At 42.2% G+C, this 19,109-nt stretch carries 13 protein-coding genes; 11 read left to right on the top strand and 2 right to left on the bottom strand.

What is annotated here, in order from left to right:
• The first annotated feature begins 138 nt into the window (after nt 1-138).
• From purF to purB, 9 genes are all read left to right on the top strand, one after another.
• Nucleotides 139-1,581 carry an amidophosphoribosyltransferase gene (gene purF / locus ACORHT_RS09700; RefSeq protein WP_434350176.1) on the top strand — a complete coding sequence of 481 codons (1,443 nt, stop codon included), beginning with the start codon at nt 139-141 and terminating at the stop codon, nt 1,579-1,581.
• Nucleotides 1,582-1,621: 40 nt separating this feature from the next.
• Nucleotides 1,622-2,644: a phosphoribosylformylglycinamidine cyclo-ligase gene (gene purM / locus ACORHT_RS09695; protein WP_434350175.1), complete on the top strand. Its 1,023-nt coding sequence runs from the start codon at nt 1,622-1,624 to the stop codon at nt 2,642-2,644.
• On the top strand, nt 2,644-3,198 hold the full coding sequence (purN, locus tag ACORHT_RS09690; protein WP_434350174.1) for a phosphoribosylglycinamide formyltransferase: 555 nt from the start codon (nt 2,644-2,646) through the stop codon (nt 3,196-3,198). Before purM ends, purN begins: the two co-directional genes overlap by 1 nt.
• A gap of 82 nt (nt 3,199-3,280) precedes the next feature.
• A complete protein-coding gene (gene purH, locus ACORHT_RS09685) occupies nt 3,281-4,828 on the top strand; it encodes a bifunctional phosphoribosylaminoimidazolecarboxamide formyltransferase/IMP cyclohydrolase (protein ID WP_434350173.1) in 1,548 nt (515 codons plus the stop codon).
• A 121-nt stretch (nt 4,829-4,949) separates the two neighbouring features.
• On the top strand, nt 4,950-6,212 hold the full coding sequence (gene purD / locus ACORHT_RS09680) for a phosphoribosylamine--glycine ligase (RefSeq protein ID WP_434350172.1): 1,263 nt from the start codon (nt 4,950-4,952) through the stop codon (nt 6,210-6,212).
• Nucleotides 6,213-6,400: 188 nt separating this feature from the next.
• Nucleotides 6,401-6,892 carry a 5-(carboxyamino)imidazole ribonucleotide mutase gene (gene purE / locus ACORHT_RS09675; RefSeq protein ID WP_434350171.1) on the top strand — a complete coding sequence of 164 codons (492 nt, stop codon included), beginning with the start codon at nt 6,401-6,403 and terminating at the stop codon, nt 6,890-6,892.
• Complete coding sequence (gene purK, locus ACORHT_RS09670) at nt 6,837-7,970, top strand: 5-(carboxyamino)imidazole ribonucleotide synthase (protein WP_434350843.1); 1,134 nt, start codon at nt 6,837-6,839, stop codon at nt 7,968-7,970. Before purE ends, purK begins: the two co-directional genes overlap by 56 nt.
• Before the next feature lie 10 nt (nt 7,971-7,980).
• A complete protein-coding gene (locus tag ACORHT_RS09665) occupies nt 7,981-9,573 on the top strand; it encodes a PIN-like domain-containing protein (RefSeq protein WP_434350170.1) in 1,593 nt (530 codons plus the stop codon).
• 199 nt (nt 9,574-9,772) lie between these two features.
• Nucleotides 9,773-11,071: an adenylosuccinate lyase gene (purB, locus tag ACORHT_RS09660; protein WP_434350169.1), complete on the top strand. Its 1,299-nt coding sequence runs from the start codon at nt 9,773-9,775 to the stop codon at nt 11,069-11,071.
• Nucleotides 11,072-11,169: 98 nt separating this feature from the next.
• Here the strand turns inward: purB and ACORHT_RS09655 are convergent, their stop codons facing one another.
• Together ACORHT_RS09655 and ACORHT_RS09650 are read right to left on the bottom strand one after the other, a co-directional pair.
• Nucleotides 11,170-15,507: a G5 domain-containing protein gene (locus tag ACORHT_RS09655; RefSeq protein WP_434350168.1), complete on the bottom strand. Its 4,338-nt coding sequence runs from the start codon at nt 15,505-15,507 to the stop codon at nt 11,170-11,172.
• A gap of 272 nt (nt 15,508-15,779) precedes the next feature.
• A complete protein-coding gene (locus ACORHT_RS09650; RefSeq protein ID WP_434350167.1) occupies nt 15,780-16,496 on the bottom strand; it encodes a GntR family transcriptional regulator in 717 nt (238 codons plus the stop codon).
• Nucleotides 16,497-16,824: 328 nt separating this feature from the next.
• On the opposite strand from ACORHT_RS09650, the gene ACORHT_RS09645 reads away from it, so the two are divergent.
• Both ACORHT_RS09645 and ACORHT_RS09640 read left to right on the top strand, forming a co-directional pair.
• Nucleotides 16,825-18,612 carry a glycoside hydrolase family 35 protein gene (locus ACORHT_RS09645; RefSeq protein ID WP_434350166.1) on the top strand — a complete coding sequence of 596 codons (1,788 nt, stop codon included), beginning with the start codon at nt 16,825-16,827 and terminating at the stop codon, nt 18,610-18,612.
• On the top strand, nt 18,609-19,085 hold the full coding sequence (locus ACORHT_RS09640; protein ID WP_075230737.1) for a PTS system mannose/fructose/N-acetylgalactosamine-transporter subunit IIB: 477 nt from the start codon (nt 18,609-18,611) through the stop codon (nt 19,083-19,085). Before ACORHT_RS09645 ends, ACORHT_RS09640 begins: the two co-directional genes overlap by 4 nt.
• Nucleotides 19,086-19,109 lie beyond the last annotated feature (24 nt).

Raw genomic sequence — 19,109 nt, 5'->3', positions numbered from 1 at the left:
AGTAAATGTAAAATCAAGTAGATCTAACTTACGACAATTGCAAATGATTTATTGTTGCGAGTGAAACGAGCTTCTGCCGTATCATTCCGCTCTAGTATCGTTAAGAAATGATACACAAATAAAAATTAGGTATATAAAATGACATACGAAGTAAAATCTCTTAATGAGGAATGTGGTGTTTTTGGTATCTGGGGTCACCCAGACGCTGCCAAATTGACCTATTTTGGACTCCATAGTCTTCAGCACCGTGGTCAGGAGGGGGCAGGAATCCTCTCCAATGACCAAGGGAAATTGAAGCGTCATCGTGATATGGGGCTTTTATCAGAAGTCTTCAAAAATCCTGCGAATTTGGATAAATTGACAGGAACTGGAGCGATTGGGCACGTGCGTTATGCGACTGCGGGAGAAGCTTCTGTAGACAATATCCAACCTTTCCTTTTCCGCTTTCATGATATGCAGTTTGGTTTGGCTCATAATGGGAATCTGACCAATGCAGAATCGCTCAAGCAAGAATTGGAACAAAGAGGAGCGATTTTCAGCTCAACCTCTGACTCTGAAATCTTGGCTCACCTTATTCGCCGTAGCCACAATCCAAACCTGATGGGTAAAATCAAGGAAGCACTCAGTCTTGTTAAAGGTGGTTTTGCTTATCTCTTGATGTTTGAAGATAAGTTAATTGCGGCCCTTGATCCAAATGGCTTCCGTCCTCTGTCAATCGGGAAAATGGCTAATGGAGCAGTAGTGGTTTCATCTGAAACCTGTGCCTTTGAAGTTATAGGTGCTGAGTGGATTCGCGATGTGAAACCAGGCGAGATTGTCATTATTGATGATAGTGGTATCCAGTATGACAGCTATACAAACGATACTCAGTTGGCTATCTGTTCCATGGAGTATATCTACTTTGCCCGTCCTGATTCCAACATCCACGGAGTCAACGTCCATACGGCTCGTAAGAGAATGGGAGCTCAACTGGCACGTGAGTTAAAGCATGAAGCAGATATTGTGGTTGGGGTACCAAACTCCTCACTCAGCGCAGCCATGGGCTTTGCCGAAGAATCAGGTCTGCCAAATGAAATGGGGCTCATCAAGAACCAATATACCCAACGAACCTTCATCCAGCCGACCCAAGAATTGCGCGAGCAAGGGGTTCGGATGAAATTGTCTGCCGTCTCTGGTGTCGTTAAAGGCAAGCGCGTGGTCATGATCGATGACTCGATTGTACGAGGCACAACATCTCGTCGTATCGTAAAATTGCTGAAAGAAGCAGGTGCTACAGAAGTTCATGTGGCGATTGCTAGCCCAGCTCTGGCTTATCCATGTTTCTATGGAATTGATATTCAGAGTCGTGAGGAATTAATTGCGGCCAATCATACGGTTGAAGAAACCTGTCAAATTATTGGTGCAGATAGCCTGACTTATCTTTCTATTGAGGGCTTAATTGACTCAATCGGTATTGAGACAGATGCACCAAATGGCGGTCTCTGTGTGGCTTACTTTGATGGGAAATATCCAACTCCTCTCTATGACTATGAAGAAGAATATCGTAGAAGTTTGGAAGACAAGATCAGTTTTTACAAATAGACGGCTAAAGACTCTCGATTAAAGAAAAGGAATGAATAAAATGACAAATAAAAATGCTTATGCGCAGTCTGGTGTGGACGTTGAAGCGGGTTATGAAGTTGTTGAACGGATCAAAAAACACGTGGCACGTACGGAGCGTGCAGGTGTGATGGGGTCTCTAGGTGGTTTTGGTGGCATGTTCGACCTTTCAAAAACAGGTGTTAAAGAGCCAGTTTTGATCTCAGGAACAGATGGTGTTGGTACTAAGCTGATGCTTGCTATCAAGTATGACAAACATGATACCATCGGTCAAGACTGTGTGGCTATGTGTGTAAATGATATCATTGCTGCAGGTGCAGAGCCTCTTTACTTCTTGGACTATATCGCAACTGGTAAAAATGAACCAGCTAAACTAGAACAAGTGGTTGCAGGTGTGGCTGAAGGTTGTGTACAAGCAGGTGCTGCCCTTATCGGTGGTGAAACGGCTGAAATGCCTGGCATGTACGGCGAAGACGACTATGACTTGGCTGGTTTCGCAGTCGGTGTGGCTGAAAAATCTCAAATCATCGACGGTTCAAGAGTAGCAGCAGGTGATGTGATTTTGGGGCTTGCTTCAAGTGGTATCCACTCAAATGGTTATTCACTCGTGCGTCGTGTCTTTGCGGACTATACAGGTGAAGAAGTTCTCCCAGAATTGGAAGGCAAGAAACTCAAAGATGTTCTTTTGGAACCAACTCGTATCTACGTCAAAGCAGCATTGCCACTGATCAAAGAAGAATTGGTTAACGGGATTGCCCACATCACAGGTGGTGGTTTCATCGAAAATGTACCACGTATGTTCTCAGATGATTTGGCTGCTGAAATTGACGAAAGCAAAGTCCCGGTCCTTCCAATTTTCAAAGCCCTTGAAAAATATGGTCAAATCAAACACGAAGAAATGTTTGAAATCTTTAACATGGGTGTGGGGCTTATGCTTGCAGTGAAACCAGAACATGTTGAACGTGTCAAAGAACTTCTCGACGAACCTGTTTATGAAATCGGTCGGATTGTCAAGAAGACAGATGCAAGTGTGGTGATAAAATAATGGCTAAAAAAATTGCTGTTTTTGCTTCTGGAAATGGTTCAAACTTTCAGGTCATTGCAGAGCAATTTCCAGTTGAATTTGTCTTTTCAGATCACCGGGATGCCTATGTACTTGAGCGTGCAGAAAATCTTGGAGTTTTATCCTATGCCTTCGAACTCAAGGAGTTTGAGAGCAAAGCAGACTACGAAGGAGCCATTGTTGAGCTCTTAGATGAACACCAGATTGACTTGGTTTGTCTAGCAGGCTACATGAAAATCGTTGGGCCAACCTTATTGGCGGCTTATGAAGGCAGGATTATCAACATTCACCCAGCTTATCTCCCTGAATTTCCAGGCGCTCATGGTATTGAGGATGCTTGGAATGCAGGCGTTGACCAGTCTGGTGTGACCATTCACTGGGTGGATTCTGGTGTGGACACTGGTAAGGTTATCAAACAAGTCCGGGTGCCACGCCTTGAAGGTGATACCCTTGATACTTTCGAGACTCGCATCCACGAAACAGAGTACAAACTCTATCCAGAAGTCTTGGATAGTTTGGGGGCTGCACGCAAATAAGGAAGCCCTCGGGCTGAAAGAAAATTTTCGACTGTAGCACTGTAGCAAAGAAAGAACTTTTTTAAAAAGGAAAAGAAAGAACATGACTAAACGAGCACTTATTTCAGTCTCAGATAAAGCGGGCATCGTTGAATTTGCCCAAGAACTCAAAAAACTTGGTTGGGATATCATCTCAACAGGTGGTACCAAAGTTGCCCTTGATAATGCCGGTGTTGATACCATTGCCATTGACGATGTGACTGGTTTCCCGGAAATGATGGACGGTCGTGTGAAGACCCTTCATCCAAATATCCACGGAGGTCTCTTAGCTCGTCGTGACTTGGATAGCCACTTGGAAGCGGCTAAGGACAACAAGATTGAGCTCATTGACCTTGTGGTGGTCAACCTTTACCCATTTAAGGAAACTATCCTTAAACCAGATGTGACTTATGCTGATGCAGTTGAAAATATCGATATTGGTGGGCCATCTATGCTTCGTTCAGCAGCTAAAAACCACGCTAGCGTAACAGTTGTTGTAGACCCTGCTGATTATGCTGTTGTTCTTGACGAATTGGCAGCTAATGGCGAAACAAGCTACGAAACTCGCCAACGTTTGGCAGCTAAGGTTTTCCGTCACACAGCAGCTTATGATGCCTTGATTGCAGAATATTTCACAACTCAAGTCGGTGAAGCAAAACCTGAAAAACTCACTTTGACCTATGACCTCAAGCAACCAATGCGTTACGGTGAAAACCCTCAACAAAACGCAGACTTCTACCAAAAAGCCTTGCCAACGGATTACTCCATTGCTTCAGCCAAACAGCTCAACGGTAAAGAATTGTCATTCAATAACATCCGTGATGCTGACGCTGCCATCCGTATCATCCGTGATTTCAAAGACCGTCCAACCGTTGTGGCTTTGAAACACATGAACCCGTGCGGGATTGGTCAAGCTGACGATATCGAGACTGCTTGGGACTACGCTTATGAGTCTGACCCAGTGTCTATCTTTGGTGGGATTGTCGTTCTCAACCGTGAGGTAGATGCTGCGACAGCTGAGAAGATGCACGGTGTTTTCCTTGAAATCATCATTGCACCAAGCTATACAGATGCTGCGCTAGCTATTTTGACTAACAAAAAGAAAAACTTGCGCATTCTTGCCTTGCCATTTGATGCCCAAGACGCTAGTGAAGTGGAAGCAGAATACACAGGTGTTGTCGGTGGACTCCTCGTTCAAAACCAAGACGTGATCAAAGAAAGCCCAGCTGACTGGCAAGTGGTGACCAAACGCCAACCAACTGAGACAGAAGCGACTGCCCTTGAGTTTGCTTGGAAAGCTATCAAGTATGTCAAATCAAACGGTATCATCGTAACTAACGACCACATGACATTGGGTGTTGGTCCAGGTCAAACTAACCGTGTGGCCTCTGTTCGTATTGCCATCGACCAAGCCAAAGACCGCCTTGACGGCGCTGTCCTTGCTTCGGATGCCTTCTTCCCATTTGCGGATAACGTGGAAGAAATCGCTAAGGCAGGTATCAAGGCCATCATCCAGCCAGGGGGCTCTGTCCGTGACCAAGAGTCTATCGAAGCTGCTGATAAATACGGCTTGACTATGGTCTTCACAGGCGTGAGACATTTTAGACATTAAAAAAACAAAAGGGAAGAAAACAGTTTCTTTCCTTTTTTTGCTTTAAAAGCGAAATGAAACAAGATTAAAACGAACGTTTATGGTATAATATTAGTAAATAATTCGCAAAAGAGGTTGAAAGATGAAGCTGTTAGTTGTCGGCTCGGGTGGTCGTGAACATGCCATTGCTAAGAAGTTGCTTGAGTCAAAAGACGTTGAAAGAGTCTTTGTAGCTCCTGGAAATGACGGGATGACTCTGGATGGTCTGGAATTGGTGGATATCTCTATTTCCGAACATTCTAAATTGATTGAGTTTGCAAAAGCCAACGATATAGCTTGGTCCTTTATCGGGCCAGATGATGCCCTTGCATCCGGAATCGTGGATGATTTCAATGCAGCAGGTCTCAAGGCTTTTGGTCCGACTAAAGCTTCGGCTGAGCTGGAGTGGTCCAAGGATTTTGCTAAGGAAATCATGGTCAAATATGATGTTCCAACAGCAGCCTATGGGACCTTCTCAGATTTCGAGGAAGCCAAGGCCTATATCGAAGAAAAAGGCGCTCCAATCGTGGTCAAGGCGGATGGTTTGGCACTTGGGAAAGGTGTCGTCGTTGCTGAGACAGTCGAGCAAGCGGTCGAAGCAGCTCACGATATGCTCTTGGACAATAAATTCGGAGACTCAGGTGCGCGTGTGGTTATCGAGGAGTTTCTTGCAGGAGAGGAATTTTCACTTTTTGCCTTTGTCAATGGTGACAAGTTCTACATCATGCCAACAGCTCAGGACCACAAACGTGCCTATGATAACGACAAGGGTCCTAACACTGGTGGGATGGGTGCCTATGCGCCAGTTCCTCACTTGCCACAGAGCGTGGTTGATACAGCGGTTGACACGATTGTCATGCCAGTTCTTGAGGGCATGATTCAGGAAGGACGTCCCTATCTTGGTGTCCTATACGCAGGGCTTATCTTGACAGCTGATGGACCCAAAGTTATCGAGTTTAACGCTCGCTTCGGAGATCCAGAAACGCAAATTATCCTGCCTCGTTTGACATCTGACTTTGCACAAAATATTACGGATATCCTCGATGGCAAGGAGCCAGCTATTACTTGGACGGACAAGGGTGTGACTCTGGGTGTGGTTGTCGCATCAAACGGCTACCCACTCGCTTATGAGAAAGGTGTCAAGCTTCCTACCAAGACAGAAGGCGACATCATCACTTACTATGCCGGAGCTAAATTTGCTGAAAATGGGCAAGATCTCCTCTCAAACGGAGGCCGTGTTTACATGCTGGTCACCACGGCTGATACCGTCAAAGACGGCCAAAACACCATCTACAGCCAACTCGGCAAACAAAACACAGAAGGCCTTTTCTATCGTACGGATATCGGAAGCAAGGCGATTCGATAAAGATATAAGAAAAGGCGACGCAGTCGCCAAACCCGATAATGGTCGCAGTGGTGAAAAGACCAGAACAGAAACTGTTCTGGTCGGGGAAACTTTGAGAACTTAGGCTCAAAGTTTAGGAATGAAACCGAAGGTTTGCTTCCGTCCCCACCACCTAAGACCGTTATCAAAAAAGAAAAAAAGGGAAAATTATGACTAAACCAATTATTTCCATCATCATGGGCTCCAAATCCGACTGGGCAACCATGCAAAAAGCCGCTGAAGTCCTCGACAACTTCGGCGTTGCTTACGAAAAGAAAGTTGTTTCCGCACACCGGACGCCAGACCTCATGTTCAAACATGCCGAAGAAGCACGTAGCCGTGGCATCAAGGTTATCATTGCAGGTGCTGGTGGCGCTGCTCACTTGCCAGGTATGGTTGCTGCTAAAACAACCCTTCCAGTCATAGGAGTACCAGTCAAATCACGTGCCCTTAGCGGTGTGGATTCGCTTTATTCTATTGTTCAGATGCCAGGAGGTGTGCCAGTCGCAACCATGGCGATCGGTGAAGCTGGTGCGACAAACGCTGCCCTCTTTGCCCTCCGTCTCCTATCAGTAGAGGATCAGACAATTGCGACAGCTTTGGCAGATTTCGCAGAAGAACAAGGAAAAATCGCAGAGGAGTCTACAAATGAGCTCATCTAAAACAATCGGAATTATCGGTGGCGGTCAGCTTGGTCAGATGATGGCCATTTCTGCTATTTACATGGGTCACAAGGTCATTGCACTTGATCCTGCTGCGGATTGCCCGGCCTCTCGCGTGGCGGAAATCATCGTGGCACCTTATAACGATGTGGATGCCCTCCGTCAGTTGGCTGAGCGTTGCGATGTCCTCACCTATGAGTTTGAAAATGTGGATGCTGATGGCCTTGACGCCGTTATCAAAGAAGGACAGCTCCCACAAGGGACAGATCTGCTTCGCATTTCTCAAAACCGTATTTTTGAAAAGGACTTTCTCTCAAATAAGGCCCAAGTCACCGTGGCACCTTATAAGGTTGTGACCTCAAGCCAAGATTTGGCAGATATTGACCTATCGAAAAACTATGTCCTCAAGACTGCGACAGGTGGCTACGATGGGCATGGACAAAAGGTCATTCGCTCAGAAGCAGATTTGGAAGAAGCCTATGCGCTAGCAGACTCAGCAGCCTGTGTCTTGGAAGAATTCATCAACTTTGACCTTGAAATTTCTGTCATCGTGTCAGGTAATGGTAAGGACGTGACAGTTTTCCCAGTTCAGGAAAATATCCACCGCAATAATATCCTGTCTAAGACCATCGTGCCAGCCCGAATTTCGGATCGTTTGGCAGAGAAAGCCAAGGCCATGGCAGTGCGAATTGCAGAACAACTGAACTTGTCTGGAACCCTTTGCGTGGAAATGTTTGCGACTGCTGATGACATCATTGTCAATGAAATTGCGCCACGTCCACACAACTCAGGCCACTACTCTATCGAAGCCTGCGACTTCTCCCAGTTTGACACTCATATTCTGGGTGTTCTGGGAGCGCCATTGCCAGCTATCCACCTGCATGCCCCAGCCGTCATGCTCAATGTCCTCGGCCAGCATGTCGAGGCCGCTGAAAAATATGTCACAGAAAATCCAAGCGCCCACCTTCACATGTATGGTAAAATAGAAGCGAAGCACAACCGCAAGATGGGGCATGTGACTTTGTTTAGTGATGCGCCGGATGAGGTAGAGGAATTTGGGGAAGGGATTGATTTTTAAGGTTAGATGTATGGCAAGTATGAAAGAGCTATTTCCAGAATTTTATTTGGATTCATTAGATGTAAATGATTTAAATAGGGAAAAGAATAATTTAATCGTTTTTGATTCGAACTTTCTTTTAGATATACTCAGATTACCGACTGAAATTGCAGAAAAATATCTCGAAGCAATTGATAAAGTAAAGAATCACATTTTTGTTCCATATTTAGTAGGTATTGAGTTTAATTTTAATAAGAAAAAAGTAAAGATTGAGACTTTAGAAAATGTGAAAGTTTATAAAGATCGGATATCTAATTTATTACATGTAGAAACAGAAAACATTTATAAAAATCTTTGTGAGTCACTATTGAATGAAGACAACATCAAATTTCTTAATAATAAAGTTCATAAAGAACAGATTCATAGTAATACTAATGATAAGCTAGAAAGTTTTCGTCAGGAACTTTTAGATAAACAAGAACACATCATTAAAGATTTACATCAAACTATTGATGAAAAGTATTCTAAAGATTTAGATGAACTTACTGCTAGAGTTATTGAATTAATAGGAGATTCAGTAGCGCCAAAACGTAATCAGGAGTGGTTTGATAAGGTTCAGGAACAAGGTGATAAGCGATATAATAATGAAACTCCACCTGGATTTAATGATAGGGAAGAAAAAAAAGGCATCATGAGAACGTATTCAAATATCTCCTACGATACTCAATACGGTGACTATATTATTTGGGAAGAAATATTACATGAGGTAGCTTCTAGAGCTCATAACGTAGGTGAAAAAGTTATCTTTGTAACTAGTGATGGGAATTCAACTAAAAAGTATGATCTCTTGTATCGAGTAAAAGGGAAAACAGTAGGTCCATATATTTCAATGTTAAACGAGATGTATGAGCTTAAAGAAGGCTACTCGATAAACGAAAGTGCTCCTTTGGGAGAAAAGTTATGTAAAAAGTTACATATTATTGATGGATTTCGATTTATGACTCTTGCAAATGATTTAAATGAGGAGCAAGTAAGATTATATGAGCCAGATAAGAGTGATAGATCTTCTACTTCTACTAGAAGTGACTTTATTCTAAATAAGTCACATGTTAATTTTGAAAATCAAAGAGATAAGATTAGATTAGAGCGTCTAATTACACTTATCAAAATAAAAAGATTGGAAGAAAAATTGCTAAATGCCGATTCTGAGGAATCAGAAATTCTAAGCCAAAGAATTCGTGATTTAGAACTAGACTTGAGAACTCTAGACAGTAAAATAAGACGCTTAAATAGAAGAGCTCATATGATGGGAAAAGAAAGTGAGAGAATTTGCAATACAACTGAAATTGGGTTAGAACGACAATCTAATCTAGTTTTGGGTGAAGAAATGGATTTGAAACATAAATATATGAGCAATACTGAATTTATGAACTTATGGAGAGAGTATCAAAGACTCAGTAGATTAATTGATCTAACAAGAAACCAAATTGATATTTCAACGGATGATTTGAAAATTCAAGAATTGCTTGATGCTCTTCAGACTTATGAACAGATAATTCAACCTATAAGAAGAAAAATCGAAGAATTAAAAACTAGGGATGATTCAGAGGAAGATCTATTTTAAATATTTAATTTTAAAGTAGAATAAACTAAGAAAAAAATCCAAAAATAAATTAAAAGAAAAGAAAGGAAATGGGCATCTAGTTTGCAGAACTGAACCCGGGCGGAAAGCTCGGAATTTAGATAAACCTCCTAGGACGCAAGCGTCCGTCGTTAGTTTCCTAAAATTCAGTCGCTTTCTAGTCGCCCTTGGTATCTTAATCATGATCGAACGTTACTCTCGCCCTGAGATGGCGAACATTTGGAGTGAAGAAAATAAATACCGTGCTTGGCTTGAGGTGGAAATCCTCGCTGACGAGGCATGGGCTGAGTTAGGAGAAATCCCTAAGGAAGATGTGGCTTTGATTCGTGAGAAGGCGGACTTTGACATCGACCGTATTTTGGAAATCGAGCAGGAGACTCGCCACGATGTGGTTGCCTTCACACGTGCGGTTTCTGAGACTCTTGGTGAAGAGCGTAAGTGGGTCCACTATGGTTTGACTTCTACTGACGTAGTCGATACTGCCTACGGTTACCTTTACAAGCAAGCCAATGACATCATCCGTCGTGACCTTGAAAACTTCACCAACATCATCGCTGATAAGGCTAAGGAGCACAAGTTCACCATCATGATGGGTCGTACCCACGGTGTGCACGCTGAACCAACAACTTTTGGTCTTAAATTGGCAACATGGTACAGCGAAATGAAGCGCAATATCGAGCGTTTCGAGCATGCTGCTGCTGGTGTGGAAGCTGGTAAGATTTCTGGTGCGGTTGGTAATTTTGCCAACATCCCACCATTCGTTGAAAAATACGTCTGCGACAAATTGGGTATCCGTGCTCAAGAAATCTCTACACAGGTCCTTCCTCGTGACCTTCACGCTGAGTACTTTGCAGTTCTTGCTAGCATCGCAACTTCTATCGAGCGTATGGCAACGGAAATCCGTGGTTTGCAAAAATCAGAACAACGCGAAGTGGAAGAATTCTTTGCCAAGGGGCAAAAAGGGTCTTCAGCAATGCCTCACAAACGTAACCCAATCGGTTCTGAAAATATGACTGGTCTGGCACGTGTCATCCGTGGTCACATGATTACGGCTTATGAAAACGTAGCTCTTTGGCATGAGCGTGATATCTCTCACTCATCAGCTGAGCGTATCATCACACCAGATACGACTATTCTGATCGACTACATGCTCAACCGTTTTGGAAATATCGTCAAGAACTTGACGGTCTTCCCAGAAAATATGGTCCGCAACATGAACTCTACATTTGGTTTGATATTCAGTCAACGTGCTATGTTGGCTTTGATTGAAAAAGGTATGACGCGTGAACAAGCTTACGACCTTGTTCAACCTAAGACAGCCCAATCATGGGACAATCAAGTAGACTTTAAACCACTTCTAGAAGCAGATCCAGAAGTGACCTCACGCCTCACTCAAGAAGAAATCGACGAAATCTTCAACCCTGTATACTACACCAAACGAGTGGATGATATCTTTGACCGCCTCGGACTCGGTGACTAATATGCTGTGATAGGTTCACAAGTAAAATAGTTTTCATATGCAATACAAAAAAGCGAGACTCAAGTCCCGCTTTTTATCTTATATCAAAAGATTCATCTTTAATCTTTTTTCTTGCTAAGTCCGTAAGCTGTGAGAGCTGACATAAGGCCAGTAGCAATTAACCATTCTGAACCTTGAGTTCCTGTCTCAGGCAGTTTTTTCTCTTTTGCTACAGGAGCTGGACCTTGAGGAAGAGCTTTGTTTTCCTCAGCAGGAACAGTTGCTGGAGCTGACTCGCTTGGGATTTCTAGTGTTGGTTTTTCTTCGGCGATAGCAGCTTGTCCATGTTCATCACCAACATGAGTGACAGGGTTCCCCACTTCAATCACTTGAGCAACAGGTTCTTGCGCTACGACACTTGTAACCAATGTTTTAACTTCAGATCCATCAGCAGCAGTAGTCACAGAGTAGAAATGGCTACGAATACCGTTGACACCTGCAGTTACTAGACGAGTTTGTCCCTTAGGTAGTGAAGGAGTTTCACGAGTGATGGTTGTAAATGGAATTTCTTCATTTTGGATGTCAACTCTTGGTTTGTTTTCAGCGATAGTAGCTTGTCCTTTTTCATCACCAAGGTGAGTGACAGGGTTCCCCACCTCTACCACTTGGGTGATAGGTTCTAGGCTTACTTCACTACTTACTAGAGTCTTAACTTCAGATCCATCCGCAGCAGTAGTCACAGAGTAGAAATGGCTACGACGACCGTTCACACCTTCAGTCACGATACGAGATTGTCCCTTAGGCAATGCATCAGTTTCACGAGTGATGGTTGTAAATGGAATTTCTTCATTTTGGATGTCAACTCTTGGTTTGTTTTCAGCAATAGTAGCTTGTCCTTTTTCATCACCAAGGTGAGTGACAGGGTTCCCCACCTCTACCACTTGGGTGATAGGTTCTAGGTTTACTTCACTGCTTATTAGAGTTTTAACTTCAGTTCCATCAGTAGCCGTAGTTACAGAATAGAAGTAGCTGCGACGACCGTTCACACCTGCAGTTACTAGACGAGTTTGTCCCTTAGGTAGCGAAGGAGTCTCGCGAGTGATGGTTGTAAACGGAATTTCTTCGTCCTCGATGACAACATGTGGTTTTGCATCTGCAACAGGAGCAACTCCTTCTTCATCTCCTACGTGAGTGACTGGAGTTCCAACTTCAACCACTTGATTGACAGCTTCTTTCGTTACTTGATTTTCAAGAACTGTTTCGGTTTCCTTACCATTTTCAGTAGTAACTGAGACGTAGATTGTACGTTCTCCTTTGACACCTTCAGTGACAACTTTTTCTTGTCCTGCTGGGAGGTTAGGATTGTCTTTCTTAACGATTTCAAAAGGAATTTCTTCTGTCTTAACGAGAAGTTCTGGTCGGTTTTCAACAGCAGAAGGAGCTTCGCTTTCATCAAGACTTCCTGAGTGAGTTGCGGCTGGTTTAAGACCTAGTCTAGCTACTTTAAGATTAGCTACAAGTGCATCCAACTCAGCTTGTTTATTACGGTTAAGATTGTAGTTCAGAGCTTCTTTAGCAACTTTGAGAGCGTCTAGGCTTTCTGTGCTATATCCTTCTAAGTTTTCAGGGATTTGAGCAAGTTCTTCGCGTAGTGCTTTGTAGTCAGCACGGAAGTAGTCTTTGTTGTGATCTGCAAAAGCAGTCATAAGTTCAAAGATTTCTTCTTCCTTGTATTCAGCGCTTGGTCTATCAGCCCAGATAGCTAGCATACTACCAATAGTAGGTAGGTCAACTTCAGGGTATTTAGTTGAAGCTAGTTGGTTAAATGGAGTTTTTTCAGTATTTTCAATAGCTTTCTTGAGGAAGCCACCGCCATCTTCTGGTTTTTGACCGAGAATGTAGTACCAATCTCCATTAGTGTTAAGGAATTTATAACCTTTGCTTGCTAGATATTGAGGAGACGCAAGGTTGTAACCCCACCATCCTTTAGACCAGTAAGAGATGATAACGTCTTTATCAAACTCAACATCGTCCTTATCTTCATAGTAGAAACCATCGTTAAAGGCCATTGGTTGAAGACCTTTTTCTTTAGCCATGGCAGCTAGGCTATTAGCGTACTCAGCAAACTTACCGTAGAGGCCATACCACTTGAGGTAGTACCAGCCTTGAGCATTAGTAGCATCATTGGCATACTCATCTGTACCGTAGTTGAAGATCTTAGTTTTACCTGCAAAGAAGTCCATGTACTTGCCGATAAGGGCTTTTGTAAAGTTCATTGCTTCTTCGTTTTCAAGGTCCATGGTTGTTTTTGAAACCTTGTCAAAGTTAGCTTGAGGGTTTGCGATGCCTAGTTTTTCCATGGCTACAAGCATAGCATCCATGTGTCCAGGACTGTTGATGGCAGGGATGATTCCAATGCCTCTGTCCTTAGCATATTGGATAAGCTCAGTGATTTCAGCCTGGTTCAAAGTAGTTCCGTTAGGATCGTCGTAGTAAGATTTTGTTCCTTCAATGATGGCATTTTTCACATCGTCGCTTGCATAAGTCTTGCCGTTTGCAGCGATCGTCATGTCATCAAGTAGGAAGCGAAGTCCATCATTACCAAGGAGGAGATGAAGGTCAGAGTAACCAAGTTCGCTAGCCTTGTCAACGATACGTTTAAGTTGGTCTAGAGTAAAGTATTTACGACCAGCATCGATAGAGATAACCTTGTTCTTAGCTAGTTTTTCAACTTCGCGTTTAGCATCTTCTTCTTTTTGAGCTTCTGGAGTGAGGGTCAAGTTACCAACAGCTTCTTGGAGTTTTGCAATCGCTTGGTCAATGCTATCTTGTTGAGCACGGCTAAGGTTGCTATCAAGAGAGCGGATGGCTTTTTCAGCTTCTTTAACGGCTGCAACACTTTCTGCTGTATAGCGACTAAGGTCAGTTGGAACTTCTTTCAGAGCTTGTTCAGCAGACTCGTAGTCAGCAGCGAAATATTCAGCATTTGAGTTTGCGAATTGACGCATGAGCTTAAAGAGACGAGATGGAGAGTAGCGAGCAGATGGAGTATCAGCCCAAGCAGCTACCATACCACCGATGATAGGGATATCAGCTCCTTCAGTTTTTGGAACTGAAGTAATTGGTGTGCTCTTAATACCGTTCAAACCTTGATCAAGGTTGTACCAACCTTGTCCATCAGCATTACGGCCGAGAACGTAGTACCATGCATCGTTAGTGTTGAGGATTTCGTGCCCTTTTTCAACTAGTAGTTTAGAAGAAGCGACATCGTAACCACCCCATCCACCAGTCCACATAGACACGATGATATCTTTATCAAAGGTACCAAAACTTGTATCACTATTATAGTAGATACCGTCGTTGAAGGCCATTGGTTTAAGACCGTGAGATTTAACGATACGAGCTAGGTCGTTAGCGTAGGCGATGAATTTATCATAACCCTTGTCTGGGTATCCATCTTCTGGGTACCATCTATAGGCTTGTAGTACACTCCATCCTTTGGCATTCGTAGCATCGTTAGCATATTCATCCAAACCGATGTTGAAGATTTCAGACTTGCCAGCAAAGTAAGCTGCATACTTATCAATCAAGGCCTTTGTAAAGGCAACAGCCTTTTCGTTGTCAAGGTCAACAGTACGTTCTGATTCTTTGCCAAAGTAGTTGAAGTTAGGTTTTTCAATACCAAGTTCTTTCATGGCATTGAGGATAGCATCCATGTGACCAGGACTGTTAACTGTTGGGATAAGGCCGATCCCCTTATCTTTAGCATAGTTAATCAAGTCGGTCATTTGGCTTTCAGTTAGGTGATTACCATTTGGATCGTTGTAGTAGGCATTAGTTCCGTTTTCGACAGCACGTTTGACATCATCGCTGGCATAAGTCTTGTCACCAACAGTTAGAGACATGTCATCAAGCATAAAGCGCAAGCCATCATTTCCAACTAAAAGGTGAAGATCAGTATAACCATAGTGTTTGGCTTTGTCGATAATTTCTTTCAGCTGTTCAGGAGAGAAGTATTTACGTCCTGCATCAATAGAAACGATTTTCTTTTTAGCGAGTTTTTCATTGACCTGAGCAGCTCTCTCTGTAGTGACTACGGGAGCTTCAACCTTAGAAACTTCTTTGTCTTGTTCCTTAGTTTCTTCAGCAACTTCTGGCTTAGCTGGAGCTTCTTCAGTTGAAACATGTTCTTCTACAGCTGGAGCGCTTTCGATTTTTGGTGCTTCTGTGTTAGTAGCAGGAGCTGCTGTTTCTGTTGAAGGGTTTTCCGCAAGTTTTTCCTCACTAGCCTGTGGAGACGCCTCTCCTGCGGCTTGAATAGTAGGCTGATTCTCTGTTGCTGGGACGACTCCATCAGCAGCAACCGCCTGGGCATGAAAGGCAAAGCCGATCAATACAGAAGCTGCTCCGATTGCGTATTTACGAATAGAGAAACGCTGTTTGTTTTCTGGTTTCATTAAGTAACCTCCCTGTTATTTTTTGGTAGCGTTTTCACAAAACTAATTCCATTGTATTATCTGAATCTAGTAAAGTCAAGCTTTTTAGGAAAATAACTATAAAAAATATAAGAAGTACTTAAATTAGAGTCATTTTAGTTTTTAACTCTCTTTTTAGTAAAATTACTCCAAATTATAGTTTAAACTTGTTGGATAATTTTTCATGAGAAATCTCATGCTAGCATAAAAACAGAAAAGCCTGAGACAAATGTCTCAGACTTACTTTTTAATGTTTAGTGATCACGATCACATGAAATAAACTTAATCTTGTAGAAATCAGAACGTTTATAGGTCTCAATGTATTCCAACACTTGACCAGTTGACTCAAGTTTAGTTGTCTTGGTTTGGAGAACAGTTGGGAACTGGGAGTCGATTCCTAGGATAGAAGCAGCATGTTCTGGAGTCGGAAATACAATTTCATTGATTTCTTCAAAATGCTCGTCATTCATATGAATGTGGTAGTCTAATTTGAAACGATTATAGATAGAGCTATAATATTCTAGATCTGGGTAGTTTGCATTGATGTATTGTTCAGGGATATAAGATGTATGGTAGATATAAGTAACACCATTTGATTCACGGATACGTTCAATTTTGTAATAAAATTGATCGCCACGTAGGCTGAGTTTTTCTAAATACTTAAGATCGTTCCCACGTTCAATAGAAAGAACAGTGACTTTATCATCTTTTGTTTCGAAGATTTCTACATCAGAAAACTCTACAAGTTTGTGCTTGCGTGCGCGAGCCACAAAGGTTCCCTTTCCTTGTTGGCGGACAATATAGCCGTCTTTGGCAAGGTCATTTAAGGCACGAACAACAGTGATTGAACTTACATCATACATCGCAATCAATTCTGCTTCAGTGTAGAACTTATCTCCACTAGCGAATTGACCTGAAATGATTTTGTTTTTCAATTCATCTTTGATATATTGATACTTTGGAATTGCCATATTTTCACCTCATTTTTTTCCTTCTCCATCTTTGATTCTACCATAATTAGTTTGAAAATGATAGTATTATAGTATAAAAATATAAAATAATAGACTAAGTGATTGACTTATATATTTTTTACTATTAAAAATTCATGAAATCAAGTCATTTAGGCGGGAAAAATTTAATATAAAATACTTTTTTTGAAGAATTTTAGAAAATAATTCAGTAAAAAAAAGAAAAATTTTAAATAATTTTTTAAAAATCTATTGACAAGATGGCTTCATTGGTATATTATTTAATATAACAACAAATGAAAGCGCAAACGAAAAAGTATGGGGTGGTGAAATGACAAGATTTAAAATTGAGGATGATTTTTGCCTAGATGGGAAACCATTCAAAATTTTATCTGGTGCCATTCATTATTTTAGAATTCCTGAAGAGGACTGGTATCATTCATTATACAATCTCAAGGCTTTAGGTTTCAACACTGTTGAAACATACGTCGCTTGGAATTTGCATGAGCCAACTGAAGGGAACTTCAATTTTGAAGGCAATCTTAATATTGACAAATTTCTTCAGACAGCTCAGGATTTAGGCTTGTATGCTATTGTACGACCATCTCCTTTTATCTGTGCAGAGTGGGAGTTCGGTGGTTTACCAGCATGGCTTTTAAATAAAGACATGCGAATCCGTTCCTCTGATCCAGCCTATGTAGAAATGGTAGGACACTACTACGATCATTTACTTCCACGTCTTGTTTCAAGATTGTTGGATAATGGTGGTAACATCCTCATGATGCAGGTTGAAAATGAGTACGGTTCCTATGGTGAAGACAAGACATACTTGCGTGAGATTCGCCGATTGATGGAAGAACGTTCAGTGACTTGTCCGCTCTTTACATCTGATGGACCATGGAGAGCTACTTTGAAAGCTGGAACCTTGATCGAAGATGATCTCTTTGTGACAGGGAACTTTGGCTCTAAAGCTAACTTCAACTTCTCGCAAATGCAAGAGTTCTTTGATGAGTATGGTAAGAAATGGCCGCTCATGTGTATGGAATTCTGGGATGGATGGTTTAATCGTTGGAAAGAGCCAGTCATCACGCGTGATGCAGAAGAGTTGGCAGAAGCTGTTCACGAGGTTCTAGAGCAAGGCTCTATCAACCTTTACATGTTCCACGGTGGAACCAACTTTGGTTTTATGAATGGTTGTTCAGCTCGAGGAACCATTGATTTACCACAAGTAACATCTTATGATTATGACGCTCTTCTTAATGAAGCTGGCAATCCAACTGCTAAATACATGGCAGTTAAAGAAATGATGGCTACTTATTATCCTGAGTATCCACAATTAGAACCGCTTTACAAAGAAAGCATGGAAGTTGAAAACATTCCACTGGTTGAGAAAGTTTCTCTATTTGAAACCTTAGATAGTTTAACAAGTCCAACTGAAAGTCTCTATCCTAAGAAAATGGAAGAGTTGGGACAAAGCTACGGCTATCTTCTCTATCGTACAGAAGCTAGCTGGGATGCAGAGGAAGAACGCATCCGCATCATTGATGGACGCGATAGAGCTCAGCTGTTCGTAGATGGGAAATGGGTCGCAACTCAGTACCAGACTGAAATTGGAGAAGATATCTTCTATCAAGGAGAAAAGAAAGCGCTCTCTAGATTTGACATCCTTATTGAAAATATGGGGCGTGTCAATTACGGGCATAAGCTCCTAGCAGATACACAACGAAAAGGAATTCGTACTGGTGTCTGCAAAGATCTACACTTTATGCTTAACTGGGAACACTATCCGCTTCCACTTGATAATCCTGAAAAGATTGATTTTTCAAAAGGATGGACAGAAGGACAACCTGCCTTTTACGCCTATGACTTTGAAGTCAAGGAGTCCAAGGATACCTACTTGGAGTTATCTGAGTTTGGCAAAGGGATTGCCTATGTCAATGGCCGTAATCTAGGACGTTTCTGGAATGTTGGTCCAACCTTATCGCTTTATATTCCACACAGCTATCTCAAAGAAGGTGCTAACCGCATCATTATCTTTGAAACTGAAGGGGATTATAAAGAACACATACATTTAATTCGTAAACCTACACTAAAACACATAAAGGGGGAAAACTTATGACAATTGTAGGATGCCGTATCGATGGACGTTTGATCCACGGACAAGTAGCCAATCTTTGGTCTGCTAAACTCAATGTTTCACGTATCATGGTCGTTGACAATGAGGTTGTGAACAATGATGTTGAAAAGAGCGGATTGAAACTTGCAACACCACCAGGTGTAAAACTTAGTATCTTGCCGGTTGATAAAGCGGCAGCGAATATCCTTGCTGGCAAATATGACAGTCAACGTCTCTTGATTGTAGCACGCAAACCTGACCGTTTCCTTGGTTTGGTTGAAGCAGGCGTACCGCTTGAAACAGTCAATGTCGGCAACATGTCTCAAACACCAGAAACTCGCTCTATCACACGTTCAATCAACGTAGTAGATAAAGATGTAGAAGATTTCCACAAATTGGCGGAAAAAGGTGTTAAACTTACTGCTCAAATGGTTCCAAATGATCCAGTTTCAGACTTTTTGAGCTTATTAAAATAGGAAAAAATTTTTAGGAGGTCATTG

The organism is Streptococcus sp. KHUD_014 (genome assembly GCF_051106275.1).
GTDB lineage: Bacteria > Bacillota > Bacilli > Lactobacillales > Streptococcaceae > Streptococcus.
The sequence above is the reverse complement of the archived record's forward strand: the minus strand, read 5'-3'. Positions and strand labels throughout refer to the sequence as shown.